This is a genomic window from Shewanella sp. (genome assembly GCF_013214165.1).
Lineage (GTDB): Bacteria > Pseudomonadota > Gammaproteobacteria > Enterobacterales > Shewanellaceae > Shewanella.
Genome location: NZ_JABSSM010000069.1, coordinates 1 through 22,678, shown reverse-complemented (window position 1 = coordinate 22,678; position 22,678 = coordinate 1). Strand labels below are relative to the sequence as shown.

Below are 22,678 nucleotides of genomic sequence, written 5' to 3'. Positions count from 1 at the left end.
ATCTGCAAGATGCGATAGACATAGAGGAAGCCATATCTTGGTTTCTTGAAAAGACACTCGGTAAGGTGCTGGTGGCTCATCATGCACCTTTGGATATCAATTTCCTGCAAAATGCCATGAGTAAGATAATTCAAGGGCCCGTTAAGCTTTGCGCGATAGATACCCTGGCCGTTGAGCGCAGACGATTACTGAGAAAGCATGATGTATTAAAAGAGGGGTCCTTGAGGCTAGGGGCGTGCCGTGCACGATATGGTTTACCTGTGTATGCCGCGCATAACGCCTTGGTCGATGCCTTAGCATGTGGTGAGTTATTGCTCGCTCAGACAGCAGCCATTGGCCAAGGAGAGTCATTAACGGTTGCCGAGTTACTCGCGATCAAATAATACTGAGCAGCTTATAGAACAAACATGCTGACAAAGTTCATATTCACATCTTTAGATTAACTGACTAATCTCGAGGGTAACTTTTTATCCAAGAGGCATATTTATGGCTTTACCTCTTCTCCTGGTTGGTAGTGCGTTGGGCGCGGTATTTTTGGCCAATGAAAGAGAGAAACGTCATCAGTTAGAGCTGAAGAGAGGCAGCGGCACAGTGCCGGTTTCTCAGGGCCATAATAAGCATGTGGGTCTTCACCCGAGTCTGTGGCAGGCGAGCTATAAGCGGTTAAACCTTTGCCTGGGACCATTATCTGTTGCTTTGTCTATGGTGTGATAGAGCACACTGGGATCTGGCTCGATGATCATACCTTGATAGAGCTCCATGGCAATTTTCTAAAAGATGATTAATCAATATAGTCACTAAGCTATTTAATACATTGTTCTAATATAGAAACAATTTTTCCTTAATGTCGCTTCTTCTGATATAGATGTAGTCAACTAAGGGTAAACTCGTTTGGAATTCTTCTTACCATATGGATGGTATTGATAACTATTGTAAATAACTAATACCCAATTGCGATTGACAGCCCCGTACCATCAAAGATCCCTCGACATTTACTTGACCTCAGCTCCAATTCTTAAAATTTATTGATCCATAAGCCAAATATCTTGGTATTGTTGATTGGTTTTGTGAACATTAGCAATACGCCTTATTGTGCTTGTTGAGCCTGATACTGGCAGCATTTGAGCCAATGCCTTGTTTTGTAATACCTAAACGAACTAAAAATAATGGCTATTGCATGACTGAGTTTACACCTTAGGGATCTGCATTAGAAAACATCACTATCGCCACCAGGAAGACACTATGAAAATCGGAATACCAAGGGAGATCCTCGCGCAGGAGAGCCGGGTAGCCGCGACGCCAGCCACTGTGATACAGCTTAAAAAATTAGGCTTCAGTGTTGTTGTACAAAGCGGTGCCGGAGAACTAGCTAACTTCAAAGATGAAGCGTATCGAGAAGCTGGCGCCGAGATTGTTAGCCTTGAAGATGCATTTCAAGCCGATCTCATACTGAAAGTTAATGCACCGACTATCAATAGTGTTACGGGCGTTGACGAGGCCGATCTACTAAAATCCGGTGCGACAGTCGCAAGTTTTGTATGGCCGGCTCAGAACCCTGAGCTGTTAGAAAAATTTAAGGCTAAAGGCATTAACCTACTCGCTATGGATATGGTGCCACGTATTTCACGGGCGCAATCCCTCGATGCCCGTAGCTCTTTAGCCAACGTCGATGGTTACCGCGCCGTTGTCGAAGCCGCGAACCATTTTGGCCGTTTCTTCACCGGACAAATCACCGCGGCGGGTAAAGTGCCGCCGGCAAAAGTCTTGATTATCGGTGCCGGTGTTGCCGGTCTCTCAGCCTTAGGCGCCGCGGGAAGTATGGGCGCCATAGTGCGAGCCTTCGATACTCGTCCCGAGGTGAAAGAGCAGATTAATTCCATGGGCGCCGAGTTCCTAGAACTGGATTTCGAAGAGGAGTCTGGATCTGGTGACGGTTATGCCAAGGTCATGAGTAAGGCATTTATCGATGCCGAGATGGAACTCTTCCGTCAGCAGGCCAAAGATGTCGATATTATCATCACCACGGCACTCATTCCCGGTAAGCCGGCGCCCAAGCTTATTCTTGAGGACATGGTCTACCTGATGAAGCCTGGCAGTGTGATTGTCGATCTCGCTGCGGCCAATGGCGGTAACTGTGAATTGACGGTACCGGGTGAAGTCACTGTGGTGAACAATGTGACCATTATCGGTTACACCGAACTGTCCCGTCGTTTACCGACTCAAGCCAGTCAGCTATACGGTACTAACCTAGTTAACTTACTTAAAATTATGGTGCCAAAGAAAGACGGCAACGTTGAGATTAACTTTGACGATGAAGTTATTCGTGGCTTGACTGCCGTGAAGGATGGGGAGATCACCTTTCCGCCACCTGTGATCCAAGTCAGCGCTCAACCCAAAGCTAAAGCAGAAGTCGTAGTAGAAGTGGTTGAAGCTAAGCCTAAAAAACCTTGGGTTAAGCCAGCGATTGCCATCGTTGCTGCGGGTCTGTTTGGCTTGATTGCCAATTCGGCACCGATTGATTTCATTCAGCACTTCAGTGTATTCGTGCTCTCCTGCGTGGTGGGTTATTACGTGGTATGGAACGTGAGTCACTCGCTGCATACGCCTCTGATGAGTGTGACTAATGCTATTAGTGGCATCATAGTCGTTGGCGCTCTGGTACAGATGAACAGTGACAATACCGCGGTTTTGGTATTGTCGGGAATTGCGATATTGATCGCCTCAATCAACATTGCCGGTGGTTTCACCGTCACTCAGCGCATGCTGAAAATGTTCCGTAAAGACTAAGGGGAAGATCAATATGTCTATAGGATTATTAAGTGCTGCCTATCTTATCGCAGCAGTCTTGTTCATCTTCAGTCTCGCAGGCTTAAGTAAACAAGAAACCGCTCAACGCGGCAATTTCTTGGGTATGATCGGCATGGCCATCGCCATAGTGGCGACCCTGGCCAGTACTCAAGTTGATGGTAATAGCTGGATAGTGACAGGCGCCATGGCTATCGGTGCCGCGATTGGTATCCGTTTAGCGTTAAAAGTCGAGATGACCGAGATGCCAGAGCTGGTGGCTATCTTACACAGCTTCGTGGGACTGGCCGCGGTGTTGGTGGGTTTCTCGAGTACCTTAGATCACGGCGCCCTGATGGATGCTATCACGGGGCAAATTGACCCAGTAGCCAAGACTATTCACGATGTGGAGGTCTTCTTGGGGATATTTATCGGTGGTGTCACCTTTACCGGCTCAATCGTCGCCTTCGCCAAACTTCGTGGCTTGGTGAAGAGTACCCCTAAAGCGCTGCCTGGTGCTCACTGGCTTAACCTAGCCATGCTAGTTACCTCGGTTGGACTGGGTATTTACTACATGCAAACCGATGCCATTACCGCCTTAATTATCATGGCGGCGATCTCGTTTGTATTCGGTTATAACTTGGTATCGGCCATTGGTGGTGCGGATATGCCTGTGGTGGTTTCCATGCTTAACTCCTATTCGGGTTGGGCCGCGGCGGCTGCAGGTTTCATGTTAGGCAACGACCTCTTGATCATAACCGGTGCCCTAGTGGGTAGTTCGGGCGCCATCTTGTCTTACATCATGTGTAAGGCGATGAACCGCTCATTCATCTCGGTGATCTTAGGTGGTTTCGGCAGCGAAGGGGGTACTGTGGTTATCGGTGACGGCGAGCAAGGCGAGCATCGTGAAACACAGGCTGAAGATGTGGCTGAGATGCTTAGAAACGCGCGCAGCGTCATCATAGCGCCAGGTTATGGCATGGCGGTGGCGCAGGCCCAGTATCCGGTCGCTGAAATAACCAAGAAACTGCGTGACCGTGGTGTTAAGGTTCGTTTTGCCATTCATCCGGTTGCGGGCCGTCTTCCTGGCCACATGAATGTCTTGTTGGCCGAAGCTAAATTGCCCTATGACATAGTGATGGAGATGGACGAGATCAATGATGATTTTGCCCATACAGATGTGGTGTTGGTGATTGGAGCAAACGATACGGTCAATCCTGCGGCGAAAGAGCCGGGTAGTCCGATTACTGGCATGCCGGTACTCGAAGTTTGGAACGCCGATAACGTGGTGGTCTTCAAGCGCTCGATGGCGACCGGTTATGCCGGGGTGCAGAACCCACTCTTCTTCAAAGATAACACTGAGATGTTGTTTGGCGATGCCAAGGATACCGTGTCTAAGATTTTAGCCAGTATCTAAAATCAATCGGTATTAGGGCAGATGTTCAAATACTAGTCTACGCGCTAATCAAACAATGCCAGTCAGAGATGACTGGCATTTTTTTTATGCAATAACATTTACAAATGTTTTATTAATTGAATATTAAAAACTTGATTTAAATCAATACTAAATTGATATGAGCTATTCTTTTTGAGTAGAGCGCGCCTGTTTCACGCGGTGTTTTACTGGTAAATATGATTTATATCAATATACTTGACGGGTATTCGACGTTTTCTAACCTAGATCCCTAACGTTAAGCACGAATATTTACTATGCCAATCCTATAGAAAATTAACCGTCAGCTTCATGATGAACTTTTCCGATTAAAGACTTTTTTTGAATTTACTGCTTACAGTTCATTCGATGGATTAGGCATGCCTGAAAAAAATAAATACACAAGGAAAGACTATGTCTAGATTCGATCTTTCGCGTCGATCGTTTATCAAACAATGTGTGGTGGGCGGAGTTGCCGTCTACAGCGCACCTATGCTGTTTAACGCAGGTAAGGCAAACGCGGCCATGATTTCTGCTGAGTTGATGGAGCAGTGGAAAGGGACGGGTAAGCCTAAGTTTAGACTAGATGGTGTCGCCAAAGTCACCGGGCAGAAGATTTATGGCCGCGATTATCGCGCCATGGACATGGATGGCTGGCCCGATACCCAGCACTATGGCTTTATTTTGCGTGCTAATAAGGCCGATCACCGCTTCGAAGGCATAGATCTATCGGCTATTGCGGAAAGTGCCAAGCCAAGCCTGGTTATCACATCTGCAACGCTTAAGGATGCGGGTATTAAATTGCCCGCCTTTTTCGGCGATAAGATGTTGCTAGCTAAAGGTCAAACGCCTGATTACTTAGGTCACGCCGTTGCCCTGCTGATATTCAATAACTTTGCTGCCTTTAAAGCCGCTAAGACCAGATTGCAGTTTAGTGACAGCGCCGTCATTTATGGTGAAAAAACGCCATTAACCAGTGACAGCAAAGATCCCTTAGCCAGCTGGCGCATCGTTCGCGCCGAAGGGCAAGATGGTGCCAATGGCGTGGATAATTACAGCACCTTGAGTGATGGCCTGTTTTTCCCAGATTATGTCGATCATCAGGCGGTCTGGCCTACAGAGGGTGATAAATCCGGCTCAACGGCTCAGCGCGCCATCTATTATGCCGACAAAATGGCGCAGCAGATGGACGAAGAAGACTGGTTTATCTTCGAGCAAGACTACCAGACTCAGTCTATCGAGCCCATGATGATGGAACCTGAGGCGTTTAATGGCTGGTTCGATCGCGCCAGTGGTACCCTGCATACTGTGCTCACCATTCAATCTCCCCATGATTTTTATCTGCAAGCCGGTGAGATGATTGAACACAGCCAATATAAGGGGCAGATCACTAAGCTGGTGGTGCATTCTCCCTTCATTGGTGGTGGGTTCGGTGCCAAAGATCACACCATATTTCCTTATTATGGCCTGATGGCATCTCTGCTCACTGATCAACCTGTGCATATCGCCAACGATAGATTCGAGCAATTCCAAGCTGGGCTGAAACGTCATCCGTTTAAGATGCACCATAAGCTAGGCATCGATAGGAAAACCCTTAAATTTAAGGCATTAATCTCGGACATGGTGATTGATGGTGGAGGGCGGTTAAACTTCACCGGCTCTGTGACTATGGTGGGTGCCAGCGCACTTCAAGGCGTGTATTATCTGCCGCAAAACGACATCACAGCCGTAGCCCATGCATCGCAAAATCCGGATTGTGGTTCGATGCGAGGTTATGGCACCTTACAGTCGATGTCATCCATGGAGATGATGGTCAACGAGTCGGCAGAGAAACTCAACGTCGACCCCTTCAAGCTCAGGCTCGCCAATATCATGCAGTCAGGCTACCGTAACACTCAGGGGGCTGTTCCCAATGGGGCGCTGCGTTATCAGGAGATGTTAGAACTGGCGCAAAAGCACGATATCTGGGTTAATCGCGAACAGAAAAAACACCAGTTTGAAGCGAACAATCCGGGTAAAAAGTACGGTGTAGGCTTTGGCATAGTGACCAAAGATTACGGCACTGGCGCCAATGCGCCTTCGACTCAGGTGTCTATCACTAAGGAAGGCAAGATTGTCGTCCGTCTCGCTTCGATGGAGATGGGCACCGGCACAGACACCTCTCAAGGCACACTCGTGCAGCAGTATTTGGGTAATATGGCCGATGACGTCTTTCTCGGTGAGGTGACGCTTTGGGATGTGATGCAGCTCAAAGAGACAGATTCTCCCTATTTAATCTCACAAGGTAGGCAAGATGAGATGCAGCAAGATCCTCGCTGGACACCGTCTATCGCGATGGCCTCTTCGGCGTCTCAATCTTCATATTTTCAGAGTCACACCACAAGTATTGCCGCCAAAATTGTCTTCGAACAAGGCTTATGGCCTGCGGCGGTTGAGATCTGGCAAAGCCAATTTTTAAATAGTGATCACGCGCCTGCTGACTTTACCGATGTTAACCGTGCCCATTGGGTTGACGGTAAATTAACGGCGGCGGGTTACCCGCCACTGTCTATCGATATTCTGGCGCATAAAGCCCACACCATGGGACTCGTGACCGGGGTGATGGTGCACGCATTTAATCGTTGGTCTTGGGCCGAGAGTGAATTTGTCATCGAAGGCCAGAGCAAGAAGCTATCCATCGATGCCCTAGCGTTGCAATACGGCAGTGGTGCAAGTGAAAGCAAGCAAGCCTTAATGGGTAAGAGCGGCTATCACTTACTCGATAGAACCCGAGTGAACTACCCCGCGACGGCCATGAACAATGCCATGGTGACTTACTACGCGCCGTGCGCCACCCTGTGTGAAATCGCGGTGCAAGAAGGCAGTGGCGAGGTCCAAGTATTAGCCACTCATACCTGGCTGGAATGTGGTCGGGTCATCGTGGAGAAATTAGTCGAAGGCCAGATAGAAGGCGGCCTGGTGATGGGGCTGGGCCATGTGCTGCATGAGTATCTGCCCTTGGGTGAAGAGGGCGCAGGCAATGGCACCTGGAACCTCAACCGTTATCAGGTTCCGCTGGCTAAGCATGTGGGAGTGTGGAATTTAACCCATACCATATTGCCGCCATTGACGAAGACAGATCCGACTAAAGGCATGGCGGAAGTGGTGATGGTCCCTATCGTTCCGGCCATCGTGGAAGCCATTTATCAGGCTATAGGGACGCGTTTCTATCATCTACCTATCAGTAAGAAAGAGATTAAGAAGGCATTATCATGAGCACTATTGCACTGAGTATTAACAACAAAGCCATAGGTCCAATTGAGACCAGTGACGATATCATGATGATTGAATTTCTTCATGAGTATCTCAATATGACTGGGACCAAATTCGGTTGTGGTGTGGGTGTCTGTCATGCCTGTACTGTGATAGTCGATAACCAAGATGGCACCAGCGAATCCGTGCGTACCTGTATCAATGGCGTGTCGAGATTCAATGGCAAGAAGATCAGAACCATCGAAGGTCACGCCAAGGAGAATGAATTTGGTGAGATCATCAAGCTGTCTCCAGTGCAGCAAACCTTTATCGAGAACTTCTCCTTCCAGTGTGGTTGGTGTACCTCAGGTTTCGTCAATGAGACGACTGTCTTGGTCGAGCGGTTAAAGCTGATGCCAATTCATGTGAGTGAGGTTGAAACCGTTATCGACAAAGCCTTAGGCGATCATGTCTGTCGCTGCACCGGGTATGTTAAATACTACCAGGCCGTGAAAGAGTTAATCTTATCGACAGCAGGACTCACGCGGCCATGAAGATAAAGTTAACCGTATTCACATTATCGGCCCTTATGCTGGCCATGCCACTGACAACTCATGCCGCGCAGGATGGGGGAGTCGAGCAGGGCAAGTATCTTGCCAAACTTGGCGACTGTACCGCCTGTCATACCATAGATGTGGGCCAGGCCAATGGTGGCGGTCTGCCATTTTCGACCCCATTTGGCATAGTGTACTCCACCAATATCAGCTCAGATGAGGAGTTTGGTATAGGCCATTACAGCCTGGAAGATTTTACCGAAGCGATGCGGGGCGGTGTAGCACCTAAGGGGAATCTCTATCCTGCCATGCCTTACACCTCTTATCATCTGCTGACGGATCAAGATATCGAGGCCCTGTACCGCTATTTTATGAGCACTAAGCCGGTAAAACAGCAAAACAGGGACAATGATCTGATGTTCCCAGCCAATATTCGTCTTGGGCTCAAGGCCTGGAACTTGGTTAACCACGACCCTAAGGTCTTCGAGGCCGATGCTGATAAGAGCGAGAAGTGGAATCGAGGCAGTTACATCGTCAATGGCTTGGGTCACTGCGGTGAGTGTCACACTCCAAGAGATGTCATGTTTGCCATGGATCAATCTAGGCATTTTGAGGGTGAGCTTATCGGCGGTGCAGAGGCGTCCGACATTACCCCAAAAGAGTTAAACCGTCAGGGCTGGACTAAACAAGATCTCGACGATGTGCTGCGTAAAGGTTACTCGAGAAAAGGCACTGTGTTTGCCGGCATGTATCCCGTGGTGTTTCATAGTTTCAGTCACCTCACCAAGGATGATATGTCGGCAGTGACCAGCTATTTATTGGATAATGACGCTGAAGTCGCGGCAAAATCTGATATCTTCAATGGCCACGATAAAACCGATCCAGGATATGGGCTTTACACTGGTTATTGCGCCGGTTGTCATGGTGTCGATGGTGAAGGTAAGCCGAATGTGAGCCCGGCATTGATTGCCAATGCCACCATAGATAAGGCGGTGCCAATCAATACCTTGTCCGTGATGCTCAATGGCGTAGAGGAGCAGAGATACAGTCATACTCATGGTTTTTATGCCATGCCGTCTTTTCGTGACACCCTGAATGTGAAGCAGTTAACGGATCTGACTAATTACATACGTAAGGTATGGACTAAGCAGTCATCGGATTTAACTGAGTCTCAGGTGCAGGAGTGGGTGGATAAGATAGAGGACAGCATTGCCGATGCAGCTCACTGATATCACGGTATTGGAGACCGTATCTGACTGGCTCAATGAGCGCCGTCAGGTATGGCTCTGCACAGTTGTGAGTACCTATGGGTCTGCACCAAGACCCATAGGGTCCTTGTTTGCCACCGATGGTCAGTCCCGCGCGGGCTCTATCTCTGGGGGATGTCTCGAAGAGGCTTTCCTTAAGATGATAAACCAAGGTGAGTTTAGCGGGCCTGCTTGCTTATTCGACTATGGCAAACACCATGATGAGGAGGGCAGTGTATTCGAGCTTCCTTGCGGTGGCACTATCCGTCTGCTGATCGAGAAACTGGCGCCGAACCCTGATTCGAACCATCAGCTGTCGGTTTGGCTCGAGGCCGAGCAATCGAGCCTGAGCTATTGCCGTCGGGTCAACCTGGAGTCAGGTTTGAGTCAAATTGAGCCAGAAGGTCAGTCTTCAAACCAGGCCGTGTCAGTGGAGGCTAATTCAGTATCCTTGCACTACGCTCAAGCCTGGAATGTCTTGCTGTTGGGAATAAGTTTGGTGAGTCAGCACGTGGCTCAACTGGCCCGCCTTGCGGGGTACACGGTCAAGATATGTGATATTCGCAAAGAGCTGGCAGGCGACTGGGGTTATGCTTTGGATAATGGTGGGGTGGATGTGTGTTGGCAGTCACCGGATCAATTTGTTGAGCAAAATGTTAACTCTTGCTCTGTGGTACTAGCCTTAGCACACGACCCTAGAGTCGATGATCTAGGCTTGATGGCGGCGCTGGAATCCGATGCATTCTATATCGGTGCCATGGGTTCAGCCCGCACCACGGCGACGCGACGCGAACGTTTAAGGCGCATCGGTGAATACAGCGAGCAAGATATCTCACGCTTGCATGCACCCATAGGCTTGGACATAGGCAGTAAAACGCCGGTGGAGATTGCAATTTCAATCATGGCCGAGGTGATCGCTAAACGTAATGGCATCAAACTCGCTAAGGTGAGTATCTCGCCAATATAGTTTTTAGATGCTTGATTAGATCATCAATATGTTTTGTTTTCGTCATGTTAGTGTCATTTGTTTTCATTAGAGTTCAACTCAGAATATGTCAGTAATTAGTCTTACGGAGGATATGATGAGTAAAGCAACCCAGGATGGAACGATTTATAACAAGAGTAATAATGACGCCTTTTCAGAGGTGTTAGTGAAGCATATTTCGAGAAGAAGCATGTTAAAAACCGGTTTAGGTGCAGCCGGTTTTTCACTCTTTAGTGGTATCGGCCTCACGGGGTGTTTTAGCAGCAGTGATACTCATCCTACGCCCATGCCAAAATTAACACTCGGCTTCGACTCCATCGCGGGTGCCAAGACAGACGGTGTGGTGATCGCTAATGGATACTCAGCCCAGGTGTTGGCACCATGGGGCACACCTCTCAATGATATGGCTCAGGAGTGGCAGAGTGATGGCAGTAATACTGCGTTAGATCAAGCTAACTCGATAGGTCAAAATCATGATGGTATGTATTTTTACCCGTTAAATGAATCCTCCACAGATGGCTTGTTGTGTATTAATCACGAGTATATTCAGCAAGCGGCCCTGCACCCGAACGGAGCGAGTGTCGATCCTATCTCAGGCTTAAGAAATAGCGCCGAAGAGATCAGAAAAGAGATCAATGCCCACGGGATCAGTGTTGTTCGCATCCAGATCATCGATGGTCTCTGGCAAGTCGTTAAAAATGATGAGCACAATCGCCGCTTTACCTCAGCATCAGAAATGATGATTGCAGGGCCTCTATCGGGTCATACCGAACTGGTTACGCCTTTCTCTCCAACGGGTGAGAGCACTCGAGGCACATCGAATAACTGCGGTAATGGCTTTACTCCATGGGGCACCTACTTGACCTGTGAAGAAAATTGGCCGGGCTACTTTGTCAACAAGGGTGAGCTATCTGAGCAACAACAAAGGATCGGTATTTCAACCCGTGGTGGTCGTTATGGCTGGGAGGATCTTGCCGGTGATGAAAGTGAGCAAGAAAGTGAGTTTGCCCGTTTTAATATTACGCCAACAGGCAATAACTCGCTGGAAGATTATCGAAATGAAGCCAATGGTTACGGCTATATCGTCGAGATAGACCCCCATGATCCTCAATCGCTCGCCGTTAAGCGGACCGCACTGGGACGTTTTCGCCATGAAGGTTGTGCTTATGGCAAGGTGGAAGAGGGCAAAGCCATTGTTTTTTATTCAGGCCATGATGCACGCTTCGAATATATCTACAAGTTTGTCTCTGAAGCCTTGTGGGACCCCGCCGATGCGGATCGCAGTGATAGATTGACTGTCGGTGCTAAATACATGGATCAGGGGATCTTATATGTGGCACGTTTTAGTGAAGATGGTGTAGGCCATTGGCTAGCATTAACCTTAGACGGTGAAACCAAAACAGGCGCAACGCTAGGTGAGCACTTCAATTCACTGGCTGACATTATCCTCAATACTGCCGGGGCTGCTGACTTGGTCGGTGCAACGCCTATGGATCGCCCCGAATGGACAACGGTCGACCCCATCAGTGGCACTGTTTATCTGACGCTAACCAATAATACCAAGCGTGATGAAGCTGATATCGCTAACCCTAGGGTGAATAATAAGTTTGGTCATATCATTCGCTGGAACGACAGCCAAGCGAGTCATGGGTTTAACTGGGATATATTTGTATTTGGATCTCCCTCCGATGGGGCGGATGACACTAACTTATCTGGCTTAACAGCCTCGAATGAATTTGCCTGCCCCGATGGGTTAGCCTTCGATGCTCGTGGCATTCTTTGGGTACAAACCGATAACAGCGGGGCGATGGAAGTTAAAGATAAGACCAACGATCAGATGCTGGCGGTGATCCCGACTAATTTGGTCGATGAGAGTGGCGAAGCCGATATCATCCATGGTGATAACCAAGCAGAACTGCGACGTTTCTTGGTCGGTCCCAACGGCTGTGAGATCACTGGGCTCACCTTTACGCCAGATCAGAAAAACGGCTTCTTGAATGTTCAGCATCCCAGAAATTGGCCCTATAGTATGGACGCTACGGCCGAGACGCCAGAGGGGCAGACTGTCAGACCACGTTCAGCCACTGTGATTATACGCAAAGATGATGGCGGTGAGATTGGCATTTAATACACGGCACAGATACTCGAACATTATTCATGATACAAATTGATATATTACACCATTGAATATTTTATATGATCATGTATTGTTGATTGGGCACTCGTTGTGACTAACACTTAAGTTTTATAGTCTTCAAACTTAAGTTTTAATGTTAGATATTTAACAACAGATGAATTTACTGTCTAATTATTTATCAGTTGGAATTATTTAGTCCCTAATATCTATTGGTATAAGAGCGAACGCTAAATCTTCCTCAAGCTGACTTCGTGGGAAACAAGATAGGTATATATAAAGGATGTATTATGAATAATTCAAAAAAAATAATCTTAAAGAACGATCAAAATAATCATCTAAATGACCAGATAGAAGGCTTTGGAGAGTTTTCAGTGATGAGTGGCAATAAGAAAGAGTACCAAGCTTACCATGCCGAGGCTAACATGAGCGACGACGTGACTTGGAACTATGTGCGCGGCTATAACTAGGTGTTAGCTTCAGGAACTAGATGCAGGTCATATCGTCCGGTCCAGACTCTGACAGGCGGGGGATAAAGAGACACCAGCCTAGGCTGGTGTCATATATCAATGCTTAGGTTGGCGCCTAAGTTAGCGGTTAGCCACAGAAGTGCTTAACGGCCTTGCTGACTAGCTCGATACCTGTCTTATCACAAGGGGGAAGCTCGGCATCACTCTGGTTAATAGGCGTGACTCTGTCACCCCATTTGATTAATGCCGCCGCCGAGGTGAGTCCAGCGCCGAAGGCACAAGATAGAATCGTCTGGCCAGGCTTAATCTTGCCTTGCGCTAAAGCATCACAGATGGCGATAGGTATGGTTGCCGCCGAGGTATTACCATAGTTAGCTATGTTTACAATGGCCTTCTCTTTCGGGATCTTCATGCGGTTGATGAGGGTATCGATAATACGCTCGTTGGCCTGATGAGGAATAACCCAATCGATATCATCTTTCGATATTTCGCACTTCTCGAGTACTTTAGTGCTTAACTTGCCCATGCCGGCGATAGCACGTTTGAAGATCTCCTGACCATTAAACTCAATATAGAAGTCTAATGATGAGGCTTCAAATCTGTCCATAGCCGTACCAAAGGTCGATTTGAGTATGTCGCGTCCGGCAGGGTCGTTGCTCAGCTCATAGCCTAAGACGCCGATGGCTTCATCTGTTGCTTCTAGCACGACTGCACCGGCACCATCACCGAACAGCACGGCAGTATCACGACGTGACCAATCTAGATAGAATGACAAGCGCTCGGCACCGATAACCAGTACCTTCTTACATTGGCCACTCTTGATCTGAGAACTTGCCAGACCTACGCCATATAAGAAGCCACTGCATGCGGCATTGATATCGAAAGCCGCACAGGTCGCGCCAACGTTGGCTTGAACCGTAGAGGCAATATTCGGGATCAAGGTATCCGGGCTGGCAGTAGCAAGAATGATCATATCCAGCTCGCTCCCCTCTATGCCTGCAGCGGCAAGTGCATGCTGCGCAGCAACTGAAGCCAGCTCTGAGGTGTTCACGTGACTGATATGACGTTGGCTAATGCCAGTACGTGATTTGATCCACTCGTCTGAGGTTTCGATGAAAGTGGATAGATCATGGTTCGTTAATGTGGCTGGTGGAACGCATTTTCCCCAACCTGTAATCGTGGCGTACTGCATGTGCTTTCTCTCAAATAAAAAGGCAGAACCCGAGCTCTGCCTCATCTAACATAATTAACTAAGCTTAGCGCATCTTAAGCTTAACAAATGTGACTCATTCCACTTGTTGAGCGACGAGTTCACGTATTGCTTCGGCGGCATGCAAAATATGTGCGCGTAAAAGCTCGATAGCCTTGTCTGTATCTTTGTTTCTACAATAGGCAAGCAGATCGCGGTGATCTTGCTCCGCACGAGGTATTCCCCCAGCAAGCAAGAGCTGTAAACGGATATAACGATCGCAATTGGTATTGAGTCCATGCACCACGTCTAATGTATGTGGACGTTCAGCTGCCTGATACAGGCAGGTGTGGAATTGTGTATTGAGTTCGCTCCAACTCGCTACAGCATCTTCTTGTTTGAATGCAGACTCGAGTTCATCGAGTACTTTCTCAGCCTGAAGCAGATGCTCATCTCGTAAATTGGGAATCGCTTTAGCCAGTAGATCGGTTTCAATCAGGGCTCTAAGCTCGAATAACTCTGTGACTTGTTCGACAGAAAGTTTGGTGGCTGTAGCACCTTTATGGGGCTCAAATTTGACTAAACCTTCGGCTTCAAGTTGCAATAGCGCTTCACGAACCGGGATACGGCTGACATTTAATTCATCGGCTAGTGCACTTTGTCTAAGGGGTTCACCGGCAGCGATATCACCAGAAAGAATTTTTTCCCTAAGCACCTCAACAACGACTTGCGTTCGTGTTTTATGGATAATTGGCGTAGATCGGCTCATAGTTCCCGTTTTTATCTGTTCGTTATGCTATTTTATCCGGCTAAGATTACCGTTAAAGCGGGTTAAAATAAAGGGAAACTGTGTTTCCCTCTATTTATTTTCTCATTTCAAGCATGATTAAAAGCTGATGACTTTAGCTGCGCCGCTTTTTAACTCATCGGGAAGCAATGATGCCGGCATATTCTGATAGCAGATTGGACGCTCGAAACGCTTCATGGCCTGACTGCCTACGGACGTTGTGCGGCTGTCTGTACTTGCAGGGTAGGGCCCGCCGTGATTCATCGAGTGACAGACTTCGACTCCCGTTGGCATCTGATTGAAGATGATACGGCCCACATTGAAGGCAACCGCCTCGATCAGTTGCTGACTCTGGATCAGTTCAGCCTCATGGCCGTGAATACTGGCCGTGAGTTGGCCTGCCAACTCAGTCGCTATGTTGAGCATCTGCGCTTCATTTTCACATTCTACTATCACGGCACATGGACCAAAGATCTCTTGTTGCAGTTCAGGTGTTGTCAGGTAATCCTTGGCATTGACTCGTACCGCCGTTGGCCTGGTTAAATGACTCGCTTGTGCCGATTGCCCCTGTGCCACTAAGTCCACACCTGTGGTGTTAAGCAAAGCTTCAACTTGGGCTTGATAGGTCGCGGCTATGCCTGGGGTCAGCATGGCTGATGCTGGCAGTGCTGCAAGGGTCTCGGACATAGTCGCGATATAGCGGTCGAGTGCTGAACCTTGTACTGCGATCACAACCCCTGGGCTGGTACAAAACTGACCATGAGCCATCATCATCGACTGGACTTGAGTCTGTGCCATCTGCTCTGCGTTGGCTGACAATATGTTACTGAGCAAGAATTGCGGATTCGTCGAGCCTAATTCGCCATAAAATGGGATCGGCTCAGCACGTGCGGCGCACAAATCAGCCAAAATGCGTCCCACCTTGAGTGAGCCGGTAAAGCCTACGGCTTTGATGGCACTGTGGGTGACCAAATCTGTGGAGACCTGCGGCGCGGCGCCTTGCACTAGGCTAAATACGCCTGCCGGCATATCACAGGCGATGATGGCTTTCTCGATGGCGCGGGTGACCAGTTCACTGGTGGCCGGGTGGGCAGGGTGGCCCTTAACGATCACCGGACAACCTGCGGCTAACGCTGATGCCGTATCACCCCCTGCGGTTGAGAATGCCAGTGGAAAGTTCGATGCGCCAAAAACGGCAACCGGGCCAATGGGCAGTACACTCAAACGGCTGTCGGCCTTTGGCAGCGGGGCACGCTCGGGGTTGGCTAAATCGACAAATTTAGGCTCTAGTGGCTCACGCAGTGTGCCTGCGAACAGCCTCAGTTGATTACAGGTTCTGCCCGTTTCGCCTTGAACGCGTGCCATAGGCAGGCCTGATTCACGATTGGCCGCCCTGGTGATAGCCGCTATATCTGCTTCTATTTCACTGGCGATGGCATCGAGAAAGTCGGCTCTTTGCAGCGGAGTTTTGGCTCTGTATTGGACAAATGCCGCCTTAGCCGCTGTAGCTGCACTGTCTATATCGCTTTGACTCGCACTGGCAAACTGCCAGTCTAGCTTGGCATTTGCGATCGGATCTAGGCTATTAAATGCATTCGCTTCACCTGTCCAGGCGCCATTAATAAAGTGTTGGCCAGTAATTTTTATAGCGAGATGCGAACTAACTGAGTCTGTCATATTGTTCCCTATTAGGTTTGTTACTGAGATAGGTATCCAGCAACAAACTGATCTTAAGTTATGGGGTTAAATCACTTGGAAGCCAAAGGCGTATGGGTCACTGTCATCTATGGTGATTGAGTTTTGGCCGGTTATTCTGGCCCAGCCTTGAATGCTCGGCATGATCCCGCGAAATCCACCGACAAAAGTGGCAGATTCGATGCAGCCGATAAATTGACTGCCTATGATGCTCTCATGGATGTATTTGTCGCCAACGTTTAACTCGCCCTTGGCATACAGCTGAGCTAAGCGAGCGCTAGTGCCTGTTCCGCAAGGGGAGCGGTCTATGGCCTTGTCGCCATAAAACACCGCATTGGCACCATCGGAACCTTCACTGATGGTTTCGCCGGTCCAGAGAACATGAGTGATACCCGATACTGTTGGGTCATCGGGATGCACACAAGTTAACTGCTCATGGGCTATCTGGCGGACGATGGGGCTCCATCTGAGAATATCGGCAGCGGTCCAGTTTCTTAAACCGGGGAAATTGGCTTGGGGTTCGACGATGACATAATAGTTACCGCCGTAAGAAACATCGACCTTGAGAGGGCCAAGCTCCGGGATATCTAAGATCACATCTTGATGGGCCAGGTAAGCGGGGACGTTGTAAATCTTGACCCAATCGACTTTTTCTCCGGTCTGCTGATATTCGATATTTATCTGCCCAGCGGGCACATCTATGATGAGTTTTCCAGGTTCCTTTGCCGTCAACAGACCCGATTCTATCGCCGCTGTGATGGTGCCTATGGTGCCGTGGCCACACATGGGCAGGCAGCCACTGGTCTCGATAAACAAGATCGATGCGTCGGCGTTATCACTGCATGGCGGATATAAAAAAGCCCCTGACATCATATCGTGGCCCCTTGGTTCGAACATCAATCCTTTGCGGATCCAATCATATTCTTTGAGAAAATGCTGGCGCTTCTCGCTCATAGTGCGACCCTTTAGATCCGGATGGCCACTGGTGACCAAACGAACAGGGTTGCCGCATGTATGAGCATCGACGCAAAAGTACGTGCCTTTTAACATCTGTGCTTTACTCCGTTTCCTTCAGACCCGTAATTCTATTTATAGTGGAGCCTCAATTTTAGTGAGACTCCATGGGTCTTGAACCATTGTTGAGATTTAATCCAGATTGTACTTGTCTAGATCTATGCGTGTGTCCATCGCTTCTTTAATTACTTTTTCAACATAGGCGCGCTCATCGCCAATCAAGGTCATGCGCGGCATACGGACATTCTCACTGCCACGGCCAACTAGTTGTTCGGCAAACTTGATGCATTGAACGAGTGTTGGAATCGTGTCTAATCTTAATAGAGGCATGAACCAACGATAGATCTCGCGCGCTTCTTCGATGCGACCGGCACGTGCCAGTTTAAACAGGGTCACTGATTCACGTGGGAATACGTTAGTCAGGCCTGAGATCCAACCTGTAGCGCCCAATAATATGCTTTCCAGGGCGATGTCATCGACACCACAAAGTATGCTGAAACGTTCGCCGAAACGGCGCTGAAGTTCAGTTAAGCGGCGTGTATCTGTCGTCGATTCTTTAATGGCAACTATGTTCTCTTCTTCGGCAAGAATCGCTGTCATCTCTAAGTCGATGTCGATACCGTAACTAACAGGATTGTTGTAGATCATGATAGGTAGCTTAGTCGAGCGAGCCACGGTCTGATAATGAGCCACAACTTCACGGTCAGTACCACGGTAAACCATAGCCGGTAGTAGCATTAAGCCATCGACACCTAGTTTTTCAACATCTTGAGCATAGAGACAGGCTTGTTCTGCCGTGTTTTCAGTACAACCGGTTAGCACCAAGATACGGCCATTCACGGTTTCTACCGTGTGCTTGATAAAGTCACGCTTCTCTTCGGGGCTCAATGAGGCATTTTCACCAATAGTGCCCAAGGCTATGATGCCGTCGATACCGTCTGTGATGAGCGCTTCGAGCATGCGTGTATTCGATTCATAGTTGATTGAACCGTCATCGTTGAACTGAGTTGATATTGCTGGGAAAACACCTTGCCAATTTACTTTCATGTTTAGGACCTCATTGAGCTATATGCTTTATATAAAAACGGTAATGCATCGGAAAAATGTATTCAAATTTGGCTTGTTCCGAAAACTTATAGTATATTGTATACAGTTAATCTGAAATTAAAAGCCCTCACCAGGTTTAATTGTTCTCACCGCTATTAAATGCTGTATATTGCATGCAAAATGCAGGGGAAGGAGTAAACCATGCACTTGATTCATCTCCCCGCCGAATGATTAAAAAAGTGTCAACAATTCACAACAATCGATGCCCATACAGAAGGAGAGCCACTGAGGATCATCACATCAGGTTATCCCGAGATAGTGGGAGAAACCATACTTGAGATGCGTCAATATGTGACTCGCCATCTGGACCGATACCGTACCTTGCTCATGCATGAGCCTAGAGGGCTCGCAGACATGTACGGGGCGCTTATCACCCGGCCTGTGTCGGCTAGAGCCGATTTTGGAGTATTGTTTCTGCATAATGAAGGCTATAGCAGCATGTGTGGTCATGGCATTCTGGCCTTGGTTAAAGTCGCCTGCGAAACGGGAACCATCAGCTTAGGCATTGATGCCAGAGTGATAAAAATCGATGCACCTGCAGGACTCATTACCGCTAAAGTGAGCCGAGACAGCCAAGGGGAAATCCACGCGAGTTTCTTAAATGTCGATTCCTGGGCTGAGTCTTTAGCGTGCTCTGTGATGGTCGAAGGTTTTGGCAGGGTTAACTATGATATTGGTTTTGGCGGTGCTTATTATGCCTATGTCGATGCAGACGCCCATGGGATCGCCTGTGGTCAAGACAATGTGGCGCAATTAATCGATATGGGCGGGCGTATCAAGCAAGCTGTGATGGCATCACATCCTTTAGTGCATCCTATCGATGAAGAGTTAAGTTTGCTCTATGGCACTATTTTTATCTCTAAAAATGTCACAGATAAGCAGGCCCATTCTCGCCACGTGTGTATCTTTGCCGACGGGGAACTCGACAGATCGCCCACTGGTACAGGTGTCGCCGGCCGCATCGCGCTCCTGTATGCCAAGGGAGAAGTGGAGCTCAATCAAGAGCTGATGATTGAGAGTATCGTCGATGGTAGGATGATAGTCAGTGCCACCATTGAAACTGAGTTTTTTGGCAAGCAGGCGGTGATCCCACAAGTCTCTGGCCGCTCATATATTACCGGTCGTCATCAGTTCATCATAGATCCCGATGATCAGTTTCAAAATGGCTTTATGTTACGTTAATCCCAGCTGCTTAATAGATACGGTGATAAGAAATGAGTGATAACACAAATAGCTTAGTAACAGGCAGCGTGACTATTATAGGCGCTGGGGTCATAGGCTTAGCTACTGGCATTGAGCTGCTGCGAGCGGGGCATAAGGTTCGAATTTTAGATAAAGAAGCAGTGGCAGCCGGCGCATCTAAAGGCAATGCCGGGCATTTTGCCACTGAGCAGGTTTTTCCATTAGCCGACCCAAGCATGTTAGCTAAGTTGCCGGGCATGTTGCTCGATCCTCTAGGACCATTTCGTATTCAACCTGCCTATTTCTTCAAGGCTTTACCTTGGTTTATGCGATTTCTAGTGAACATGTTGCCGGGCAAGAGAGCGCACAATGGCCAAGCCATCAAGCGATTAAATCAGGCTTCTATTGCGGCGCTTGTGGAGTTAACCGATTTTTGTGACTGCTCTGAGCTAATGATACTCAATGGCAGCTTGCTGGTATTCGAAGCCACATCTATCGATGAGGTCACCAAGGAATATGATCATTATGCGAAAGCGGGGGTGAAAGTAAGACTGTTAACGGGGGATGAAGTCAGACAACTTGAGCCTAGCCTGAGTAAAACCATTACCCATGGTTTATATTTCACTCATGTTGGGCATACCAGTGATCCCTATGGTTTATGTAAAGCCTTCGCCGATAAATTTGTTGCTCTGGGCGGCGAACTGCTCACCGATGAAGTGAGTGAGATTATTGCTTCCTCTAGTGATGAAGGCAAGGTTTCGCTACAGCTAAGCTCGGGTGAGTCGATACGCTCAGAAAATGTGCTTATTGCCTCAGGTGCCTGGTCCAAGCCATTTGCCAAGCAGTTAGGTTACCCTGTGCCGCTGGAAACTGAGCGAGGTTACCACCTGATGATGCCGCAAAAGAGCACGCTCTCTCGCCCAGTCGCATCCTATAATCGCAAGTTTATCATCACCCCTATGCTTGACGGTACACGTCTGGCGGGCACAGTGGAATTTGCTGGTTTACAGGCCCCGTTAGTCGAGGCTCGCGCCGATTGCTTATTTCCCCACGGTAAGGCCTTGCTGCCAGAGTTATTTGCCGATGCAACAGCGGCAGATGGTGAGCGTTGGATGGGATTCCGACCTTCGATGCCAGATAGCCTGCCTGTGCTTGGGCGCAGTGAAAAACATAAAAACGTGTTCTTCTCTTTTGGTCACCAGCACCTAGGACTGACCTGGTCAGGCATTACCGCAAAGCTCGTGAGCCAAGAGATGTCGGGTAAACAAACTGAAATCGATTTGAGTGATTATCGAATCGATAGGTTTAGCTAAATTGTCGATAGTGACTCTATGGCTGGTCATTCCCAGCAATTAATACTCGTCATTTCTGCAATTCAATACTCGTCATTCCCACAATTGAATACTCGTCATTCCCACAATTGAATACTCGTCATTCCCGCAATTGAATACTCGTCATTCCCACAATTGAATACTCGTCATTCCCACAATTCAATACTTGTCATTCCCACAATTCAATACTCGTCATTCCCACAATTGAATACTCGTTTTCCGCAATTGAATACTCGTTTTCCGCAATTCAATATTGGTCTTTCCCGCAATGCTTGTGGGCGGGAATCCAGCCGCTTTGGCCAGCCTTGGAATGAAGACTGATCACATTGTCTGGTTAGCGTCTGGCTGAGTGGGTATTGGCGAGTGTGTTTTAATTTTTACCTTCATGGTTATCTATAGCCTGGGCTCGCCCAACATGTAAACACTTCTACGAGGCGCCGCAAGCACATCCCTGTGGGCTCTGCCAAAACGTCCTTGTTTCGGAAGCTCGCAGCCGCGTTCACACCCTGTTATTACTCTCTTCGATTTGGCTTTTCTCGACATGTAAAACAAGATTTTGGTCATAAATGAGTTTGTACAAAGGGTCTAGTTGACCTTGCATTGATTAGAAAATGTACCCTTATTTTACTCGAATATCCTAATTCGCTCCGACCCCTTTATCCGCTTTATCCGCATCTACACCTGCTGATTGACAAGATTAAGTTGTCTCTTCGATTTTAGAGTGTGAATTATTGCTAATTTGAGGGGTTTAATCAGGGCTGGCACCATGCATTCGCTACTTTGAACTTGGGGGGAGTTTAAGTATCAAAAATCTTATGGGTGTCCCCTTATCATGGTGGCATCAAACTCATCGACTTGATACTTTAAGTTAAAATAAATCATCGTCTTATATGCCATCTAGCACTCACAATGTCAGCACTGGTATGTGGTCAATGGCTTTATTTTTATGTTGGGTGGCTCGATAAATTCTCCAAGAGGGCCGAATACTAGGCGCGGCCGCGAGCTTGCCTCACTCAGTCATAGAGGTGTAGACTCAAGGCTCAAGGAGGAGTGTATGAGAAACCTATTGTTTTTTGCTTTACTGATACCAGGGATGGCCATGAGTGAAGTCTACCAATGCGCTGATGGCGTTTATCAGGCCGATGCGTGTGATGATGCCTCTGAGGCTCTCGATTTGAGCCATGTTGGCAGCGTAGTCGCTAACAACAATAAATTAGATAAACAGAAGAGCCAAAGATACTTTAATAACCAGCAAGTAGAACGCGACATTAATCATTTAGAATTGCAGCGAAAAAAAGTAATAAAGAAGCGTGACGATCAATTAAATGCTTTGAGGAATAGAGGCCGATGGGCCAACAATAATTTAGCTGGGGCCACCTGGCAACAAAGTTTAGCTCAAGAGATGCAGGGCTGGAATCAAGCAATAAGTGCAACACGCTTACCAGTAAAGACCTCGAGGGGTGTTAGCCCGCCTAATATCTTTCTTGGCGTTAAATTTAGTTGCAATATTCTGTTCTCGATTTCCTCCTCTGTCAG

At 48.1% G+C, this 22,678-nt stretch carries 17 protein-coding genes and 1 pseudogene; 13 read left to right on the top strand and 5 right to left on the bottom strand.

Annotated elements, in window-relative coordinates:
* From HRU42_RS16530 to HRU42_RS16485, 10 genes are all read left to right on the top strand, one after another.
* On the top strand, window positions 1-383 hold a 383-nt coding region (locus HRU42_RS16530), incomplete at its 5' end, for an exonuclease domain-containing protein (RefSeq protein ID WP_295032588.1).
* Window positions 384-486: 103 nt separating this feature from the next.
* Window positions 487-711: a hypothetical protein gene (locus tag HRU42_RS16525; RefSeq protein ID WP_295032586.1), complete on the top strand. Its 225-nt coding sequence runs from the start codon at window positions 487-489 to the stop codon at window positions 709-711.
* Between the two features lie 531 nt (window positions 712-1,242).
* Window positions 1,243-2,787, top strand: coding sequence for a Re/Si-specific NAD(P)(+) transhydrogenase subunit alpha (locus tag HRU42_RS16520; RefSeq protein WP_295032585.1), 1,545 nt, complete (start codon window positions 1,243-1,245; stop codon window positions 2,785-2,787).
* Between the two features lie 13 nt (window positions 2,788-2,800).
* The gene (pntB, locus tag HRU42_RS16515; protein WP_295032583.1) at window positions 2,801-4,201 is read left to right on the top strand and encodes a Re/Si-specific NAD(P)(+) transhydrogenase subunit beta; all 1,401 of its coding nucleotides are present in this window, start codon (window positions 2,801-2,803) and stop codon (window positions 4,199-4,201) included.
* A 429-nt stretch (window positions 4,202-4,630) separates the two neighbouring features.
* Window positions 4,631-7,471: a molybdopterin cofactor-binding domain-containing protein gene (locus HRU42_RS16510; RefSeq protein WP_295032581.1), complete on the top strand. Its 2,841-nt coding sequence runs from the start codon at window positions 4,631-4,633 to the stop codon at window positions 7,469-7,471.
* Complete coding sequence (locus tag HRU42_RS16505; protein WP_367227192.1) at window positions 7,465-8,001, top strand: (2Fe-2S)-binding protein; 537 nt, start codon at window positions 7,465-7,467, stop codon at window positions 7,999-8,001. The genes HRU42_RS16510 and HRU42_RS16505 overlap by 7 nt, the downstream gene beginning before the upstream one ends.
* Window positions 7,998-9,230, top strand: coding sequence for a cytochrome c (locus HRU42_RS16500; protein WP_295032577.1), 1,233 nt, complete (start codon window positions 7,998-8,000; stop codon window positions 9,228-9,230). Before HRU42_RS16505 ends, HRU42_RS16500 begins: the two co-directional genes overlap by 4 nt.
* Window positions 9,217-10,215, top strand: coding sequence for an XdhC family protein (locus HRU42_RS16495; protein WP_295032576.1), 999 nt, complete (start codon window positions 9,217-9,219; stop codon window positions 10,213-10,215). Before HRU42_RS16500 ends, HRU42_RS16495 begins: the two co-directional genes overlap by 14 nt.
* Window positions 10,216-10,330: 115 nt before the next feature.
* Window positions 10,331-12,361 carry a PhoX family phosphatase gene (locus HRU42_RS16490; protein ID WP_295032575.1) on the top strand — a complete coding sequence of 677 codons (2,031 nt, stop codon included), beginning with the start codon at window positions 10,331-10,333 and terminating at the stop codon, window positions 12,359-12,361.
* Window positions 12,362-12,657: 296 nt separating this feature from the next.
* Window positions 12,658-12,837 carry a hypothetical protein gene (locus tag HRU42_RS16485; RefSeq protein WP_295032573.1) on the top strand — a complete coding sequence of 60 codons (180 nt, stop codon included), beginning with the start codon at window positions 12,658-12,660 and terminating at the stop codon, window positions 12,835-12,837.
* A gap of 127 nt (window positions 12,838-12,964) precedes the next feature.
* Here the strand turns inward: HRU42_RS16485 and HRU42_RS16480 are convergent, their stop codons facing one another.
* The 5 genes from HRU42_RS16480 to dapA form a co-directional block, all read right to left on the bottom strand.
* Window positions 12,965-14,029, bottom strand: coding sequence for a ketoacyl-ACP synthase III (locus HRU42_RS16480; protein ID WP_295032571.1), 1,065 nt, complete (start codon window positions 14,027-14,029; stop codon window positions 12,965-12,967).
* A 94-nt stretch (window positions 14,030-14,123) separates the two neighbouring features.
* Entirely contained in the window at window positions 14,124-14,795 is a 672-nt protein-coding gene (locus tag HRU42_RS16475; RefSeq protein ID WP_295032569.1) for a GntR family transcriptional regulator, read from the bottom strand.
* A 117-nt stretch (window positions 14,796-14,912) separates the two neighbouring features.
* Window positions 14,913-16,490, bottom strand: a complete 1,578-nt coding sequence (locus HRU42_RS16470; RefSeq protein WP_295032567.1) for an aldehyde dehydrogenase (NADP(+)) — start codon at window positions 16,488-16,490, stop codon at window positions 14,913-14,915.
* 66 nt (window positions 16,491-16,556) lie between these two features.
* Window positions 16,557-17,558 (bottom strand): 4-hydroxyproline epimerase, encoded by a 1,002-nt coding sequence (locus tag HRU42_RS16465; RefSeq protein ID WP_295032565.1) that lies wholly within the window; start codon window positions 17,556-17,558, stop codon window positions 16,557-16,559.
* Window positions 17,559-17,654: 96 nt separating this feature from the next.
* Window positions 17,655-18,569: a 4-hydroxy-tetrahydrodipicolinate synthase gene (dapA, locus tag HRU42_RS16460; protein ID WP_295032564.1), complete on the bottom strand. Its 915-nt coding sequence runs from the start codon at window positions 18,567-18,569 to the stop codon at window positions 17,655-17,657.
* Between the two features lie 258 nt (window positions 18,570-18,827).
* Here dapA and HRU42_RS16455 point away from each other — a divergent pair, with 258 nt between their 5' ends.
* From HRU42_RS16455 to HRU42_RS16445, 3 genes and pseudogenes are all read left to right on the top strand, one after another.
* On the top strand, window positions 18,828-19,811 hold the full coding sequence (locus HRU42_RS16455) for a proline racemase family protein (RefSeq protein ID WP_295032590.1): 984 nt from the start codon (window positions 18,828-18,830) through the stop codon (window positions 19,809-19,811).
* Window positions 19,812-19,843: 32 nt separating this feature from the next.
* On the top strand, window positions 19,844-21,124 hold the full coding sequence (locus HRU42_RS16450) for an FAD-binding oxidoreductase (protein ID WP_295032562.1): 1,281 nt from the start codon (window positions 19,844-19,846) through the stop codon (window positions 21,122-21,124).
* Window positions 21,125-22,196: 1,072 nt separating this feature from the next.
* Window positions 22,197-22,678: pseudogene (locus HRU42_RS16445) on the top strand (hypothetical protein); the annotation flags it as partial.